This is a genomic window from Rhizobium moroccans (assembly GCF_057559155.1).
Genome location: NZ_JBHFJG010000019.1, coordinates 27,022 through 42,092 on the forward strand (window position 1 = coordinate 27,022; position 15,071 = coordinate 42,092).

Consider the following 15,071-nt stretch of genomic DNA (forward strand, 5'->3'; position numbering starts at 1 on the left):
GCCCCCCCCCGGCACCCTTGCGATTTGGGAATGGTAACTGATGCAAAAACAGTCAGCAGGCTATCTGTTCGTTCTTCCTGCGCTGATGGTCCTTGGAATGCTGATCGCTTATCCGATCGCCTATACCGGACTGCTGAGCGTAACGGACAATGCCGGAAATTTCGTCGGCCTGAACAATTTCAGGCGCATCCTGGCGGCGCGAGCCACTCCGACAGCCTTCTGGAACACGCTCTGGTGGGTTTTCGGCTCGATCGTCTTTCAGGTGGTGCTCGGTGTTTTGACGGCCGTGCTGCTGAACCAGAATTTCCGCGGAAGAGCGGTTGTGCGATCCGTGACGCTGGTGCCCTGGGTCGTGCCGGGCATCGTCGCAGCCACGACCTGGGCATGGATGCTGCATACCGAGTTCGGCATCATCAACTACATGCTGACGTCACCGGGCGTGATCGACAAGCCGGTCGGCTGGCTGACCAACGGCAACACCGTGATGCCGGTGATGATCGCCATCAATATCTGGAAAATGTTCCCCTTCGTGGCCATCATGGTCCTGGCGGGCCTGCAGTCCATCTCCAATGATCTTTATGAGGCGGCGCGGATTGACGGTGCAAGCTTCTGGGAAGAGGTCTGGTACGTGATGCTTCCCCAGGTTCGCTCTGTGATCGTTGCGGTCACGCTGCTCTTGGTGATCTGGGCGCTCAATCACATTACCATCATCTACGCGATCACGCGCGGCGGCCCCGCCAATCGGACTTTGATCACGCCGATCCAGATCTTTCGGACGGCTTTCGAAAACGTCCAGTTCGGCCAGGCGGCGGCCCTCTCGGTCATGTTCTTCGCCGTCGCGATCGTGATCGTGTTCATCTACATCAAAACCCTGGCCTCCGGCGCGGAGGAAATGCGATGAGCCGTAAGACCGAAACTCTGAAGCGTCCCGGCCTGCCCATATGGCTGATTATCGTAGGCTCCGTCCTGCTGGTGTTCGTCTGCCTTTTCCCCTTCTGGTGGATGGTTCTTTCCTCGGTGAAGACGCTCCGAGAACTCTACACGGTACCGCCGATCTGGTGGCCCGAGATGCCGACCTGGGACAACTACCGCAAGGTTCTGTTCGAATCCAACATCCCGCGCTACTTCCTCAACAGCATCGTCATCTCGGTGGGATCGACGGCGCTTGCGCTGGTGCTGGCGATCTTCGCGTCCTACGGCTTCGCCCGCTTCAAGTTCAAGGGAAAGCCGCTGCTGCAGTCGCTGGTACTGGTCGGACAGCTCCTTCCTACCGCCGCCATCATCGTCCCCCTGTTCATTACCCTGCGGGTGCTCGGTCTGGTGAACACTTACTGGGGTCTGATCCTTGTCTACATGATCATCACGCTACCGCTCTCGGTATGGATGCTCACGAGCTATTTCAAGAATATTCCCGTGGAACTGGACGAGGCGGCGATCATCGACGGCGCCAGCCGTCTGGGCTGCCTGTTCCGCATCACCCTGCCCTTGTCGCTGCCGGGGCTGGCCTCCGTTATGGTCTACGCCTTCGTCACGACCTGGAACGAGTTCATCTTCGCGCTCTGCTTCGCCACGGATTCCTCCGTGAAGACCCTGCCGATCGGGCTTGCGGAATTTTCGACCGAGTTCAACACCGACTGGGGCGCGGTCATGGCTGCATCCGTGGTGATGACCCTGCCGATCGCCATCCTGTTTCTGTCCATGCAACGGCTTTTCGTCGGCGGCCTAACGGCCGGCGCTACGAAGGGCTGAGCCCTAGGGGAAGTATCATGAGCTATAACGCGCCTATCCCGCAACTCGGTCTCGGCACATACGGCCGCACGGGTGACGAGGGCATGCAGGCCATCCTGACGGCGATCGATATCGGCTACCGCCACATCGACACAGCCCAAAGCTACGATACCGAAGGCAATGTGGGCGAAGCAATCCGTCGCTCCGGCCTGCCGAGATCCGATTTCTTCGTGACGACCAAGGTGGCCGATACCAATCTGTCGAAATCCGACTTTCTGCCAAGCGTTGAGAAGAGCCTCGAAACGCTCGGTACCGGGCAGGTCGACCTTCTGCTCATCCACTGGCCGTCGCAGGACGATCGGGTGCCGTTCGAAGACTACGTGTTGGCCCTTGCGGAGGCCAGGCAGCGCGGATGGGCAAAGCACATTGGAGTTTCCAATTTCACGATCGCGCTGCTGGAGAAGACCTTCTCACTCATCGGCAGAGAGGCGATCGCCACAGACCAGGTCGAGATCCATCCCTATCTACAGGCACCGAAGCTTGTGGCTTATTGCCGTGAGAAGGGGCTAACGCTGACTGCATACCAGCCGCTCTACAAGGGTGCGGTCAACGACGACGCGCTCCTGAAGAGCATAGCGGTGGAGCACGGCGCCACGGCGGCCGCAATCGCGCTAGCCTTCCTCATGGCGGAAGGTCATGTCGTCATTCCGGCTTCCGGGAGCGAGAAGAACCTCAGGGCAAACTTCGCAGCACGGGATGTCGCCCTCACCACCGACGAGATCGCCCGCATCCGGACCCTGGATCGATCCATCCGTCACATCAATCCAGCCAAGTCCCCCCGCTGGGACGATTGAGGCCATTCTGACAGGAGACCGTAATTGGCACCGGTAACGATCGACAATGTTCGAAAATCCTATGGCGCCTTGGAGGTATTGCACGGTGTATCCGTCGACATCGCGGACGGCGAGTTCGTTGTTCTCGTCGGTCCATCGGGCTGCGGCAAGTCCACCCTGCTACGCATGCTTGCGGGGCTGGAGGATATCACCGCGGGCGAGGTCTCCATCGGCAGACGGGTGGTGAACTCGCTTCAGCCGAAGGAGCGCGACATCGCCATGGTTTTCCAGAGCTATGCCCTCTACCCTCACATGACGGTCGAGCAGAACATGGGCTTCTCCTTGAAGCTCGCCCGGGCACCGAAGGAGGAAATCCGCCAGCGCGTTCGCAAGGTGGCGAACATGCTCAACCTGGAAGACTACCTAAAGCGCTATCCGCGCCAGCTCTCCGGCGGCCAGCGTCAGCGCGTCGCCATGGGGCGGGCCATGGTGCGCAATCCGGAAGTCTTCCTGTTCGACGAGCCGCTTTCCAACCTCGATGCAAAGCTGCGCGTGCAGATGCGCTCCGAGATCAAGCAGAACCATCAGCGACTGAAGACCACGACCGTTTATGTCACGCACGACCAGATCGAAGCCATGACCATGGCTGACAAGATTGTCGTCATGCATGGCGGCCTCGTCGAGCAGATCGGCTCTCCTCTGGAGCTCTACGATCGTCCGGTCAACCTCTTCGTGGGGGGCTTCATCGGCTCTCCGGCGATGAACTTCCTCGCCGGAAGGATCGGCACGGGCGGCTTTGTCGGTGCTGACGGAACGCAGATCGCCCTGCCTGCTGCCGCCGGACAATCCGAAGGGACGGATGTCAAACTCGGCATACGCCCGGAACATCTGGTCCTCGATGCGAACGGGCATGCGGCGGAGATCATCACGGTCGAGCCGACGGGCGCCGAGACGCAGGTCCTGATGCGGCTCGCCGGCCATGAGATCGTCGGCGTCTTCCGTGAGCGCATCATGGAAAAGCCCGGCGAACGCCTCCATGTCTCTCTTATGCCTGATCGCGTCCATCTCTTCGACGGCAAAACCGGCCGGCGTATCGAACTTAGTCAGGAGGCTTGAACCATGGCGATCTATCCGGATCTCGAGGGAAAGACGGTTCTCATAACCGGCGGGGCAAGCGGTATCGGAGCGGCCTTGGTACAAGCCTTTGCGGAGCAGGGCTCGAAGGTGGGCTTCCTCGATCGCGACGAGAGGGCAGGCATCGAGCTTGCCGAAAAACTGGGCGCAGACGGACGGCAGGTTTTGTTTGTTCCCCTCGACCTGCGCGACATCAAGGACCTTCGTTCCAGCGTCGAAGCCGTACGGCAGAAGCTCGGGCCGATCACCGTTCTCGTCAACAACGCCGCGCACGACGAGCGGCATGTGACGGAGGAGGTGACGGAAGACTATTTCGACGACCGCATCGCCACCAACTTCAAGCACCAGTTCTTCGCCTCCCAGGCGGTGCTGCCGGACATGAAGGCAGCCGGCGGCGGGTCGATCATCTGCATGAGTTCGATCTCGTGGATGGCAGGTTTCGGTGGAATGGCGCTCTATACCGCCGCAAAATCAGCCGTGCTCGGCCTCGTCCGTTCTCTCGCCCGCGATTTCGGTCCCTTCGAAATCCGAGTCAACGCCATTTCGCCCGGCTGGATCATGACCAAGCGCCAGCTTGATCTCTGGCTGACGCCGGAGGCGGATGCGATGCGAAAGGAGCGTCAGGCCCTCAAGCGCCGCCTGCTGCCTGAAGACGTGGCCAAGATGGCGCTCTTCCTGGCCTCCGATGAGGCCGGCGCGATCACCAGCCAGAACTACATCGTTGATGGCGGCTGGGTCTGACCATCCGTTCCTCCCCAAGCATTTTCACCGAGGTCCCCCATGCAATCTCCCGCAGACATTAAAGACATCGCACGCCCTCCGCGCGAACTGTGCGACGCGCTTGCCAGAATCGGCTCGGCGACCGCCAGCAGCGAACTCAGCCTGATGGGTATCCGTGACCCGCAGATTCGCGGTCCGCAGCCCCTGAAGTACGGGCGCTCGGTCGCCGGTCCGGCGTTGACGCTGCAGTGTATGCCGAAGCGCGAAGACCTCTACGGCTCCAATGAATACGAAAATCCCGAACTCCAGCTTCATCGCCATGTGCTCTATCCCGCTCAGGCGGGCGACATGGTGGTCGTTGACGCGCGTGGCGACATGTCGAGCGGCATCTTCGGCGAGATGATGCTAACCTTCCTCGCCGGCCGCGGCGGCGCTGGTGTGGTCATCGACGGCTGCATTCGCGATTCCGCTAAGGCCAAGGAACTTGATCTTGGAATTTGGGTAAAGGGCGTGACGCCGAATTACCATGCCCAAACGGGGCTCATCCCCTTCGCCGTGAACGTGCCGGTCGCTTGCGGAAATGTACTCGTCATGCCGGGTGACATCATCGTGGCAGACGATGACGGTGTCATTGTCGTCCCGGTGGCACTTGCGCCGGAGGTGATCGAGCGCTCCAGTGAGCATGCGGAGTGGGAGGAATTTGCCCGCCTCAGGCTCTCCCAAGGCGGTGATCTGCGCAAATATTACCCCCTGACGGAAGGTGTACGGGACGAGTACGTCGCCTGGCGGGACAGACTGAGCACCGGGGTCTGATGCGTACGACTTGAATCTAGGCAGAATATGGCCGGGCAGCGTCCGACCATGTCTCTAAGACCCTCTTCCGGAGTACCAAAATGCCTACCTCTCCAAGCATCGAAGACCTGCTGGCCGAGGAGGATCGTGTCCAGCTGGATCGATTCAACTACGACTTCGCGTGGCTGCTCGGCTCCGAGATCCGCCGGCTGGCCTCAGAAGAGAGGCTGCCGATTGCGATCGAGATCGCCCAAAATGGCAATCCTGTCTTCACCACCCTGCTTCCCGGTGCCTCGCCCGACAACAGCGTATGGGTGAAACGTAAGCGAGCCGTTGTCGAGCGCTTCCAACGCAGCTCGCTCTATATGCGCCTGCTCTGCGAGCGTAATGGCGTCGATTTTCACGCACGCTATCGGCTTCCGATGTCCGATTTTGCCGCGAGCGGAGGAGGCATCCCATTGCGCCTTCATAATGCTGGGGTGGTCGGGGTGGCAGCCGTCAGCGGCCTGTCTGATGTTGAGGATCACCGTATCATCATGCGGGCGATCGCGAACCTGACGCATTAATGTCGCAACGGAGGCTGAAGGCGTTTGGGGGGCGTAGGCTACCAGCGATAGCTTGCCAAGACATCACCCCAGTTTGCAACCGCCATGCCGTTGCCGACGACGCCCCGGACGTTCAAGGGATCGGCGAGCTCCCAGGGGTCGGTTTTACTGATTTGCTTCAAATTCTGCGCGAGCTTTCGCCATGGGCATCTGCGTTACCAAACCGGTTGCGCCTTTCGTTCCTTCTGGGGAATTGCGGTTCTGACAGGACCCCCCGGCGCCGCGCGAGAAAAGCGAAGTCCTGCAAGAGACCCTTTGAGATTAGTGTCGTCGCTTGATTCAGGCCAGCGGGCTCATATATGACTACTGATAGTCATATGGAGACGCGACATGAAGGAAATCCAGCTCAAGGACGCCAAGGCGAAGCTTTCTGCGGTGGTTGATCAGGCCGTGGCCGGAGAGCCCACCGTTATCACTCGTCATGGCCGCAAGGAAGCCGTGCTGGTTTCCTTCGAGGAATGGCAACGGGTCTCCAGGGTGCCGGATTTCGCCGACCTGCTTCTGGCCTTTCCCGGTGAGCCGGCAGACATTCCCGAACGGTCGCGCAAGCCTGCCCGTGCGTTGCGCGAAAATGGTTTCTGATCGTGTATCTTCTGGACACAAATATCGTGTCGGCCGACGCGCCGACCAAGCGCCAGGTCGGTATCGAGGCCTTCGCGGCGTGGATACGGGCGCATAGCGACCGCCTCCACCTTTCCGCCGTTACCATAGCCGAGATTGAGGCCGGCATTGCCCGCGCGGAAAGGACCGGGGCGACGACGAAGGCGCAGAACTTGCGCCGCTGGCTCGCCACGGTCGAACACTTCTATGAGGGGCGGATCCTGTCGTTCGGCATCGAGGAGGCGAGGCACGCTGGTCTGATCCTCGACCAGGCGCGAGCTCACAACCCCGGCTTTGAGGACATTGCCATTGCCGCCACCGCCGCGGCGCACCGCCTCACTGTTCTGACGGCCAATGAGCGTCATTTCGAGCCGCTCGGTGTGCCGCTCGCCAATCCCCTGAAACAACTGCCGATCATACAATAACGGATCGTGCCCTGTTTGGCCTCTTCGCGACGTGCCAGTATTTTCGATGGCCTTCGCTGGGCTGCCACGCAAGCTATCGATCATGTTGAAATAACCTCCGGAGTTTCCTCCCACCGAATGTGAAGCCATGTAGCGAAAGCACCGATCTGCCACCTCGTCGGTAATCCGGTAATGCCAGCAGCTACATGGCTATGGCCAACATTCTCAAGCGTAGGTTTGATGATGCCTCGCCGCAGAGCGAAGGTTGTCCTCGGCGAATTTGACCGTGCGACCCAAGCCCGGACCGCCCCTATTCATCCCCATCTCGCCTCGGATCGGTGTCAGCTACCTTCACGATCGTTCCGTCCTTGACAAGGCAAGGCTTGCACGGGAGCTCCATTCTCCTGGGATTGAGATTTGCGACTTCTCTTGACCCCTCCTTCCATTTTCAGTATCTTATACTAGTTCAATATACTGAACAAAGGATACATGATGAGCGGACGCGGCGTCGAGCGTGTTTTGGATATGATCGAGTGGTTTGCGGCTTCACCGGAGGGTGCAAGCCTTTCGGAGATCGCTGCAGCACTTGCGATGCCGAAGTCGAGCGCGCTTCTCATGCTGCAATCGCTGACCGAGCGCGGTTATATCCATCGAACGCCGACCGGGACGTACCAGCTTCTGAGACTTCCCGGCGAAATCTCCGCAGACGGGCGCAACTACGGCGCCCTGATCGCGCTGGTGTCCCCTTATCTCTCCAATGCCGTTGAGGAGACGGGAGAGAGCGGCTTCATCGCCGTGCTGGAAAGCCAGTCGATCCGCTATCTCAACAAGGTATTGCCGAAGCGGGAGATTCTCTACGACCGCGACATCGGGCCGACGCGTCCGGCACACAAGGTCGCAAGCGGGATCGTTCTTCTGGCCGCCGGCAGCGATGCCGAAGTCGATGCCTATGCCGCATCGGCTTCTCTTTCCGACGCCGAACATTCGACCCTTCGCAAGGCCGTCGAAAGTGCCAGGACAGCGGGCTTCTACCTGAACGCCATGGGCGTCGTCGAAGGTGCGGCCGGCGCCGCTGCTCCCATCGTCGGAGTCGGCGGCAAGGCAATCGCCGCACTTAACATCTCCGGGCCCCAGGTCCGGTTCGTCACCCATTCCGACCGCATATGCGAAGTGGTCCGGGAAACTGCGGTCGCAATCAGCGAGGAGCTGGCGCGGCGCAGTCGTCGTCTATCGAAAGGGAGGTAATTGATGAAACTCTTCACGCTTTCGGCCATGGCCGGATTGTTTGCCGGCATTGCCGGTTTCGCCCAGGCACAGGAGGTGCCCTCCTACTATCCGGCCGATTATTCCAAGATCATCGAAGGGTCGCGCTCGGAAGCTGGCCTGATGATCTATTCCAACATGGCCGACAACAATTGGCAGCCTATCCTCAAGGGGTTCAATGCCAAATATCCGTGGATAAAGGTCGAGACCGTCGATCTCGGATCGGGCACCGTCCATTCGCGCTGGGAGGCCGAAAAAGGATCGAGCGCGCGCACCGCCGACGTGCTGGTTTCCGGCGCAAATGACCGTTGGGCCGCCTACGGCAAGGACGGCGCGATGGAGGATTACAAGAGCCCCGAGGTCGCCCATCTGCCGGAATTCGCCCATCCCTACCCCGGCGTGAACGTGCTTTCGACCGATCCACTGGTCATCACCTATAACGCAGCGCTGCTGCCGGAAGACCAGCGTCCGAAGGGTTTCGCCTCTCTGGTGGAGGCTGCGACCGCCGACCCCGACACTTTCCAGGGCAAGATCACGACCTATGATGCGGCCCGCAACAGCTTCGGCCTTGCCGCGTGGTGGAGCTATATGGACAAGGAAGGTGATACGGCCTGGGAAGGGCTTCGCAAGATCGGCCCGATGATCCGCGGCGAGACCTCCGGCGGCCCGATGAACGAGAAGATCGCGACCGGCGAATATCTGATGGGGATCGCCGTTTCCGGCATCACCATCTTCCCGCGCCTGGAACAGCCGGGCGGCGAGATCCTCGGCTTTGCCTTCCCCGACGACGGCACCATCATGATGCTGCGCGGCATGGGCATTCCCAAGGGTGCAGCCAACCCGAATTCGGCCAAGCTGTTCGTCGACTACGCGCTGAGCCACGATGGCCAGACGCAGGTCGGCAAAGGCGGGCTCGTTCCCTATCGCGAGGACGTTGCCGAAGATCAGGTCCGCTACACATTCCAGGAGATCGGCAGTCAGATCGGAAACGAAAACATGATCATCGCCGGTTTCGACCAGCGCCTGATCACCGAAGCGGGTCCCTTCGTGGAGAAGTGGAACGCTGCAATTGCCGGCCGTTGAGCCGTGACGGAGGGCTGCCAACGCAGCCCTCCCACTAACCCTGACAGGAAAATTCGATGACGGATATCAGCCACGCCGGCACGGCCGGACGGGGAATAGACCGATCGCGTGCGATCTACTGGGGCGTTGCGGCGCTTACGACGATCCTCGTGTTCGGCCCGATCACCCCGATCATCTTTCAGGCCTTTCTCGACAAGCCCCTCTATGACGATACAGCGGTCCTGACGCTTGGCAATTTCAGCCGCCTCATCAGCGAACCGGGCATGGCCGGCGTCTTCTTCAACACGCTCTACTTCGGCGCTTTGACGATGCTCGTCGCCCAGGTGTTCGGCACGATCATGGCGGTTCTTGTCGGGCGCACCAATCTTCCCGGCCGCAAGTGGCTGGGCGAGATCTTCATTTGGCCGCTCTTCGTCTCGAACCTCGTGATCGCATTTGGCTGGTTCACCATGTACGGCCCTTCCGGCTTCATGACGTTGGCCGCTAAGACCTATCTCGGCGGCGCGCCATGGAACCTCTACAGCGTCACCGGCATGGGCGTGGTCGCGGGCCTCAGCCAGGCGCCGCTGACTTATCTGATGTGCCTTGCAGCCGTCACCAAGGCCGACCCGCTGCTGGAAGACGCGGCGCGCTCGACCGGTGCCGGGCCGTTCCGGGCGCTGTTTTCGGTCACCATTCCGATGATCCGCCCAGCGATCATCTATTCGGCGGTGCTGAACTTCGTCGTCGGCATCGAGATGCTGGCGATCCCGCTGCTCTTCGGCGGCCCCTCCGGCATTCAGACGGTCACGACCTTCCTCTATAATGCCGGCATCAACGCCGCCGTTCGGCCGGAATACGGCATCGTTGGTGCGGCGGCCGTCATTCTGCTGATCGTGGTTGCGCTGCTCGTCTGGCTGCAGGGTTTCCTGATGAAATCCTCCGGCCGCTTCGTCACCGTGCGTGGCAAGGCAAGCCGCCCTTCGACGCTCGATCTCGGCGCCTGGCGCTGGCCGGCCTTTTTCTTCGTCTTCGCCTTCGCCTTCCTGACGATCATCTCGATCTTCGGCGGCATCTTCATGCGCTCGGCGGTGAGCTTCCTGACGCCGCTCATTCCCTTCTGGAAGGTGATGACGACAGCGAATTTCGAGAGTGTGCTCGGATCGGCGACCTATGTGCGGTCGATCGTCAATTCCGTCGTCGTCGCGACGATCGGGGCTGCCATCGGTACGTTCTTCATTCTGGTGATCGCGCTCGTCTCTCGGCGTTCGGATTTCCGCCACAGCCGGGCGCTGGAATACATTGCGCTCTTCCCGCGTTCGCTGCCGGGTATCATCGCTGGCCTTGGCTTCTTCTACGCGGTGATCTGGCTTCCCGGGGCAGATATCATCCGCGGCACCGTTGCCGTGCTGATCCTCGCCTTCATGATCCGCTATATCCCGGTCGGTTTCGGCGCCATTGCGCCGGCGCTTGCCCAGGTCGGAGAAGAGCTCGACCGCGGTGCGCGCATCTCCGGCGCCGACTGGTGGACGACGGTGACCCGCATCATCGTGCCGATCCTGAAACCCGCGCTGTTCAGCTGCTACGCGCTGCTGTTCATCCACTTTTTCAAGGAGTACGTGACGGCGGCCTTCCTCTACCAGCCCGGCTCCGAAATCATCGGCACCACCATGCTGCAGCTCGTCGCCCAGGGTGACAATGGCCCGGTCTCCGCCCTCGCAACCATCCAAGTCGTCATAACCGCCGCGTTCGTCATTCTCGCACGCCGCGTCATGGGAGCCAAAATCTATGGCTGATCTCGTCCTCCAGAATCTCACGATCAAATACGGCTCCGTCACGGCCGTCGACAACCTCAATATCCATGTCGCATCGGGTGAGTTCCTGACGCTGCTCGGACCGTCCGGCTGCGGCAAGTCAACCTCGCTGTTTGCGGTCGCCGGCCTCAACCATGCGACCTCGGGCACGATCCGCATCGGCGACCGGGTGCTGTTCGACGGCAACCCGAACAACACGGTGCCGCCGGAAAAACGCAATATCGGTCTCGTCTTCCAATCCTATGCACTGTGGCCGCACAAGACGGTGGCGGAGAACCTCGCCTTTCCGCTGACCCTCAGAAAGATCGGCAGGGCCGAGCGCGACGAGCGCATTAAGGAAGCGCTCGGCCTCGTCGAAATGCTGCCTTATGCGGATCGCTATCCGTTCGAGCTTTCCGGAGGCCAACAGCAGCGTGTGGCGCTTGCCCGTGCGCTCGTCTATCGCCCGCCGCTTCTGCTCCTCGACGAACCGCTGTCGAACCTCGATGCCAAGCTGCGCGAACGCGCCCGCGTCTGGCTGCGCGAACTGCAGGAAAGGCTGAACGTTACTACCATCTATGTGACCCACGACCAGGCCGAAGCGCTCGCCGTCTCCGACCGGATCGCGGTGATGAGTATGGGACGGATGCGGCAACTCGGAACGCCGCGCGATATCTACGAGCGGCCGGCCGACAGCTTCGTCGCCGATTTCATCGGCTCGTCCAACTTCTTCGACGGCACGATGATCGAGAGCGGCACGGAAAAGGCCCGTATCCGGCTGGCGGACGGCAGCGAGATCGTCACTCCGCCCGGCCCGGCCGGCAAGGATGGCAGCGTCGTCGTCGCCATCCGTCCGGAAAAGATCGAGCTCACCGGCGAGACCGGCCCCAACACGATGCGGGTTTCGATCGAACAGCGAACCTATCTCGGCTCCGTCTGGCAATACGCGGTGCGCTCGGGTGCAGTGGATTTCCGCATCCAGACTCCTTCGGAGCTGAAGGAGAATTCTATCCTCGTGCGCATTCCTCAGGAACACTGCGCCGTTTTCCCCGAAAAACCCGGCGCGAATTGAGGTTTACATGGCAGAGACTAAGAAAACCATCCGTTTCCAGCCGGAACAGAAGGGCCCGCTGCACGGCATCCGCGTCGTCGATCTGAGCCGTGTGGTCGCCGGCAACATGCTCTCCCTGCAGCTTGGCGATTTCGGCGCCGACGTCATCAAGGTCGAGCCTCCGCAAGGAGATGCATTGCGGGAGTGGCGCGACAATGGCCATTCGCTGCACTGGAAGACCTATGGCCGCAACAAGCGCTCGGTCGCGCTCAACCTGCGCCAGCCGAAAGCGCTGGAGGCCTTGAAGAAACTCATCGAAAAGGCCGACGTCTTCATCGAGAACTTCCGACCCGGAACGCTGGAGGAAATGGGCCTTTCACCCGAAGGCCTGCTCGAGCTCAATCCGCAGCTCATCATCGTGCGGATATCCGGCTTCGGCCAGACCGGTCCCTATGCCAAGCTTCCGGGCTTCGGCACGCTGGTCGAGGCGATGAGCGGCTTTGCCTCACGCACCGGTTTTCCGGATCGCGAGCCGGTCCTTCCCCCTTTGGCCTTGGCCGACATGATCTCGGGGCTGACCGGGGCGAACGCGGTGATGATGGCGCTCTTCGCCCGAGAGCGCGGAGATGCGGCCGGCCAGGTTATCGACCTTTCGCTTTTGGAGCCGATCTTCGCCTCGCTCGGGCCGGAAGCTTCGATCTACCGCGTGACTGGCAAGGTCAAGCAAAGGTCGGGCTCCGGGTCCAACACGGTCTCGCCGCGCAACGTCTATCTCTGCAGCGACGGCAAATATGTCGCGCTTTCCGGATCCACCCAAGTGATCGCGATGCGGATCTTCGACATCATCGGCCGTCCCGACATGAAGGACGACCCGCGCTTCTCCACCAATATGGAGCGCGTCAGGCATCGCGAACTCGTGGATGCCGCGCTCGGCGAATGGTTCGCGACCCGCACACGCGACGAGGCTCTGGCCGGAATGCGTGCGGCGGGCGCCACGGTCGGGCCAGTCTATGACATTGCCGACATCAGCAACGACCGGCATTTCGCCGAGCGCGAGATCGTGGTGGAGGTCGAGGATGCCGATCTCGGCAGTATCCCGCAACACAATATCTTCCCGCGCTTTTCCGCGACACCCGGCGTCTTCCGCCACCCGGCGCCGGCAGTCGGCGAGCAGACCGAGGCGATCCTTGCGGAAATCGGCATGACCTTGGGCGATCTGGAGGGCGAGGAATGATCTCTTCGCTTCTCTATGTACCTGGCAATGCGCCCCGCTTCCTGGAAAAGGCGGGGCAGCGCGGCGCCGATGTCGTCATTGTCGACCTTGAGGATGCCGTGCCGGAAGCGGCGAAAACCGAGGCCCGTGATGGTCTGGCGAAGTGGGTGCCGGAAATCAAACGGGGCAGTTGCCAGGTCTTCGTGCGCGTCAACCAGTCGGATCGCCTCATAGAGGATGCTATCGCTGCGACCCTTGCAGGCGCCGACGCGGTCTATATCCCGAAAGTCGACAGCCCGGATATTCTTGCCGGCTTGGACAAAACCCTGACGGCGCATGAAGGCGACCGCACACCGATCTCCTTCGTGCCGCTGATCGAGGACATGAAGGGCCTGTTCGAGGTCCGCGCCATCGCGCAGGGGCCGCGTGTCATCGCTTTGACTGCCGGCGGCGAGGACCTGGCGACCGCCATGGGTGCCAAGCCGACACCTGAAGTGCTGCGCTATCCCAAACTGATGATCCACTATGCCGCCAAGGAAGCTGGCGTTCTCTCCTTCGGCATGCTCAGGACCACGGTCGATTTCGCCGACAAGGATGCGCTGCGGGCCGCCGCGCTGGAGGCGCGCGATTTCGGTTTCGACGGCGCGAGCTGCATTCATCCCTCTGTCGTGCCGATCCTCAACGAATGCTTCGCGCCAAATCCGGAAGAGGTCGAATGGGCACGTAAGGTCCTCGCAGCCAATGGCGAGAACGCCGCTGCAGGCCGCGGCGCCTTCATGCTGGAAGGAAAGTTCATCGATGCGCCGATCGTGACGCGCGCCCGGAATCTTCTTGCGCGATTTGAGAAAGGACGGGCCACCTGATGATTCAAAACAAGCAACACGGCGAACGCCGACGGCGCATTCTCGTGACCCATAACAAGATCGCCGAAAAGGCTATCCGGCTCTTGAACGAGCATGATGTCGACGTGTTCTTCTCGCCACCCTACGATCCGTCCGACATGGTGGCGAAACGCGCCGCCGAACTTATGATCGATGGGCTGATGGTGCGCCAGGGGCGCATTACCCAGGAGGTGATTGCCGCATCCCCCAATCTCAAGGTCATCGCCAAGCATGGCGTCGGCGTCGACAATGTCGATATCGCTGCTGCGGCCAAACGCGGGATACCCGTGCTTAGGGCGATGGGGTCGAATTCCCGCGCCGTCGCCGAACATACGATTACGCTCGCTCTCGCGCTGGTGAAGGAAATCCTGCCGCTCGACAGGGCCGTAAAAAGCGGGGAATGGCCGAAGCCGGTTTTCACCGGTAAGGATTTTCTGGACGCGACGATCGGCCTGATCGGTTACGGCGGTATCGGCCGCGAGACCGCCCGCATGGCGGAAGCCCTCGGAATGGAGGTCGTGGTCTATGATCCCTTCGCGCCGGGTGCTGCCGAAGCCGATGGCTTTGCGTCCGCGACGGATATCGACGCCATGCTCCCGGGTCTCGATATTCTGAGCATCCATTGCCCGCTCACCGCCACGACCCGCGACATCATCGATGCCCGGCGGCTGACGCTGATGAAGCCGACCGCCGTTGTCGTCAACACGGCCCGCGGAGGCATCGTCAACGAGGCTGCGCTCGCCGAGGCGCTTTCGGCCGGCAGGATTGCCGGTGCCGCGCTCGACAGTTTTTCGATCGAGCCTCCCCCGGCCGACAGCCCGCTCTGGGCGCTGAATACGCTGATCGCAACGCCTCATATCGGCGGGGTTACCCATGGTTCCGCCGACAGCATGGCCGAAATCGCCGCCCGCCACATCATCAGCGTGCTCGACGGAAATGCGCCCGACGAACGCTCGCTCGCCCGCCCTATCGAACTGTCTGCCTGAGGTTTT

At 61.3% G+C, this 15,071-nt stretch carries 16 protein-coding genes; all 16 read left to right on the top strand.

The annotated features are described in order from the left end of the window. The first annotated feature begins 40 nt into the window (after positions 1-40). Positions 41-901: a carbohydrate ABC transporter permease gene (locus tag ACE04I_RS12245; protein ID WP_487207100.1), complete on the top strand. Its 861-nt coding sequence runs from the start codon at positions 41-43 to the stop codon at positions 899-901. Then, positions 898-1,749, top strand: a complete 852-nt coding sequence (locus ACE04I_RS12250; RefSeq protein ID WP_487207101.1) for a carbohydrate ABC transporter permease — start codon at positions 898-900, stop codon at positions 1,747-1,749. The genes ACE04I_RS12245 and ACE04I_RS12250 overlap by 4 nt, the downstream gene beginning before the upstream one ends. Positions 1,750-1,766: 17 nt before the next feature. Continuing rightward, entirely contained in the window at positions 1,767-2,582 is an 816-nt protein-coding gene (locus tag ACE04I_RS12255) for an aldo/keto reductase (protein ID WP_487207102.1), read from the top strand. Positions 2,583-2,606: 24 nt separating this feature from the next. Further along, positions 2,607-3,677, top strand: coding sequence for an ABC transporter ATP-binding protein (locus ACE04I_RS12260; RefSeq protein ID WP_487207103.1), 1,071 nt, complete (start codon positions 2,607-2,609; stop codon positions 3,675-3,677). A gap of 3 nt (positions 3,678-3,680) precedes the next feature. Continuing rightward, positions 3,681-4,436, top strand: coding sequence for an SDR family NAD(P)-dependent oxidoreductase (locus tag ACE04I_RS12265; protein WP_487207104.1), 756 nt, complete (start codon positions 3,681-3,683; stop codon positions 4,434-4,436). 39 nt (positions 4,437-4,475) lie between these two features. Then, positions 4,476-5,228 carry a ribonuclease activity regulator RraA gene (locus ACE04I_RS12270; RefSeq protein ID WP_487207105.1) on the top strand — a complete coding sequence of 251 codons (753 nt, stop codon included), beginning with the start codon at positions 4,476-4,478 and terminating at the stop codon, positions 5,226-5,228. Between the two features lie 80 nt (positions 5,229-5,308). After that, positions 5,309-5,773, top strand: a complete 465-nt coding sequence (locus ACE04I_RS12275) for a heme-degrading domain-containing protein (protein ID WP_487207106.1) — start codon at positions 5,309-5,311, stop codon at positions 5,771-5,773. A 369-nt stretch (positions 5,774-6,142) separates the two neighbouring features. Continuing rightward, positions 6,143-6,394: a type II toxin-antitoxin system Phd/YefM family antitoxin gene (locus tag ACE04I_RS12280; RefSeq protein WP_487207107.1), complete on the top strand. Its 252-nt coding sequence runs from the start codon at positions 6,143-6,145 to the stop codon at positions 6,392-6,394. 2 nt (positions 6,395-6,396) lie between these two features. Then, positions 6,397-6,837, top strand: coding sequence for a PIN domain-containing protein (locus tag ACE04I_RS12285; RefSeq protein WP_046797060.1), 441 nt, complete (start codon positions 6,397-6,399; stop codon positions 6,835-6,837). Between the two features lie 471 nt (positions 6,838-7,308). Further along, on the top strand, positions 7,309-8,061 hold the full coding sequence (locus ACE04I_RS12290; RefSeq protein WP_487207108.1) for an IclR family transcriptional regulator: 753 nt from the start codon (positions 7,309-7,311) through the stop codon (positions 8,059-8,061). A gap of 3 nt (positions 8,062-8,064) precedes the next feature. After that, a complete protein-coding gene (locus ACE04I_RS12295; protein ID WP_487207109.1) occupies positions 8,065-9,162 on the top strand; it encodes an ABC transporter substrate-binding protein in 1,098 nt (365 codons plus the stop codon). Positions 9,163-9,218: 56 nt separating this feature from the next. Beyond that, positions 9,219-10,937, top strand: a complete 1,719-nt coding sequence (locus tag ACE04I_RS12300) for an ABC transporter permease (protein ID WP_487207110.1) — start codon at positions 9,219-9,221, stop codon at positions 10,935-10,937. Next, on the top strand, positions 10,930-12,006 hold the full coding sequence (locus ACE04I_RS12305; protein WP_487207111.1) for an ABC transporter ATP-binding protein: 1,077 nt from the start codon (positions 10,930-10,932) through the stop codon (positions 12,004-12,006). Before ACE04I_RS12300 ends, ACE04I_RS12305 begins: the two co-directional genes overlap by 8 nt. 7 nt (positions 12,007-12,013) lie before the next feature. Next, a complete protein-coding gene (locus ACE04I_RS12310) occupies positions 12,014-13,219 on the top strand; it encodes a CaiB/BaiF CoA transferase family protein (protein ID WP_487207112.1) in 1,206 nt (401 codons plus the stop codon). Next, positions 13,216-14,061 (top strand): HpcH/HpaI aldolase/citrate lyase family protein, encoded by an 846-nt coding sequence (locus tag ACE04I_RS12315; protein ID WP_487207113.1) that lies wholly within the window; start codon positions 13,216-13,218, stop codon positions 14,059-14,061. The genes ACE04I_RS12310 and ACE04I_RS12315 overlap by 4 nt, the downstream gene beginning before the upstream one ends. Then, entirely contained in the window at positions 14,061-15,065 is a 1,005-nt protein-coding gene (locus tag ACE04I_RS12320) for a hydroxyacid dehydrogenase (protein ID WP_487207114.1), read from the top strand. Before ACE04I_RS12315 ends, ACE04I_RS12320 begins: the two co-directional genes overlap by 1 nt. Positions 15,066-15,071: the final 6 nt, after the last annotated feature.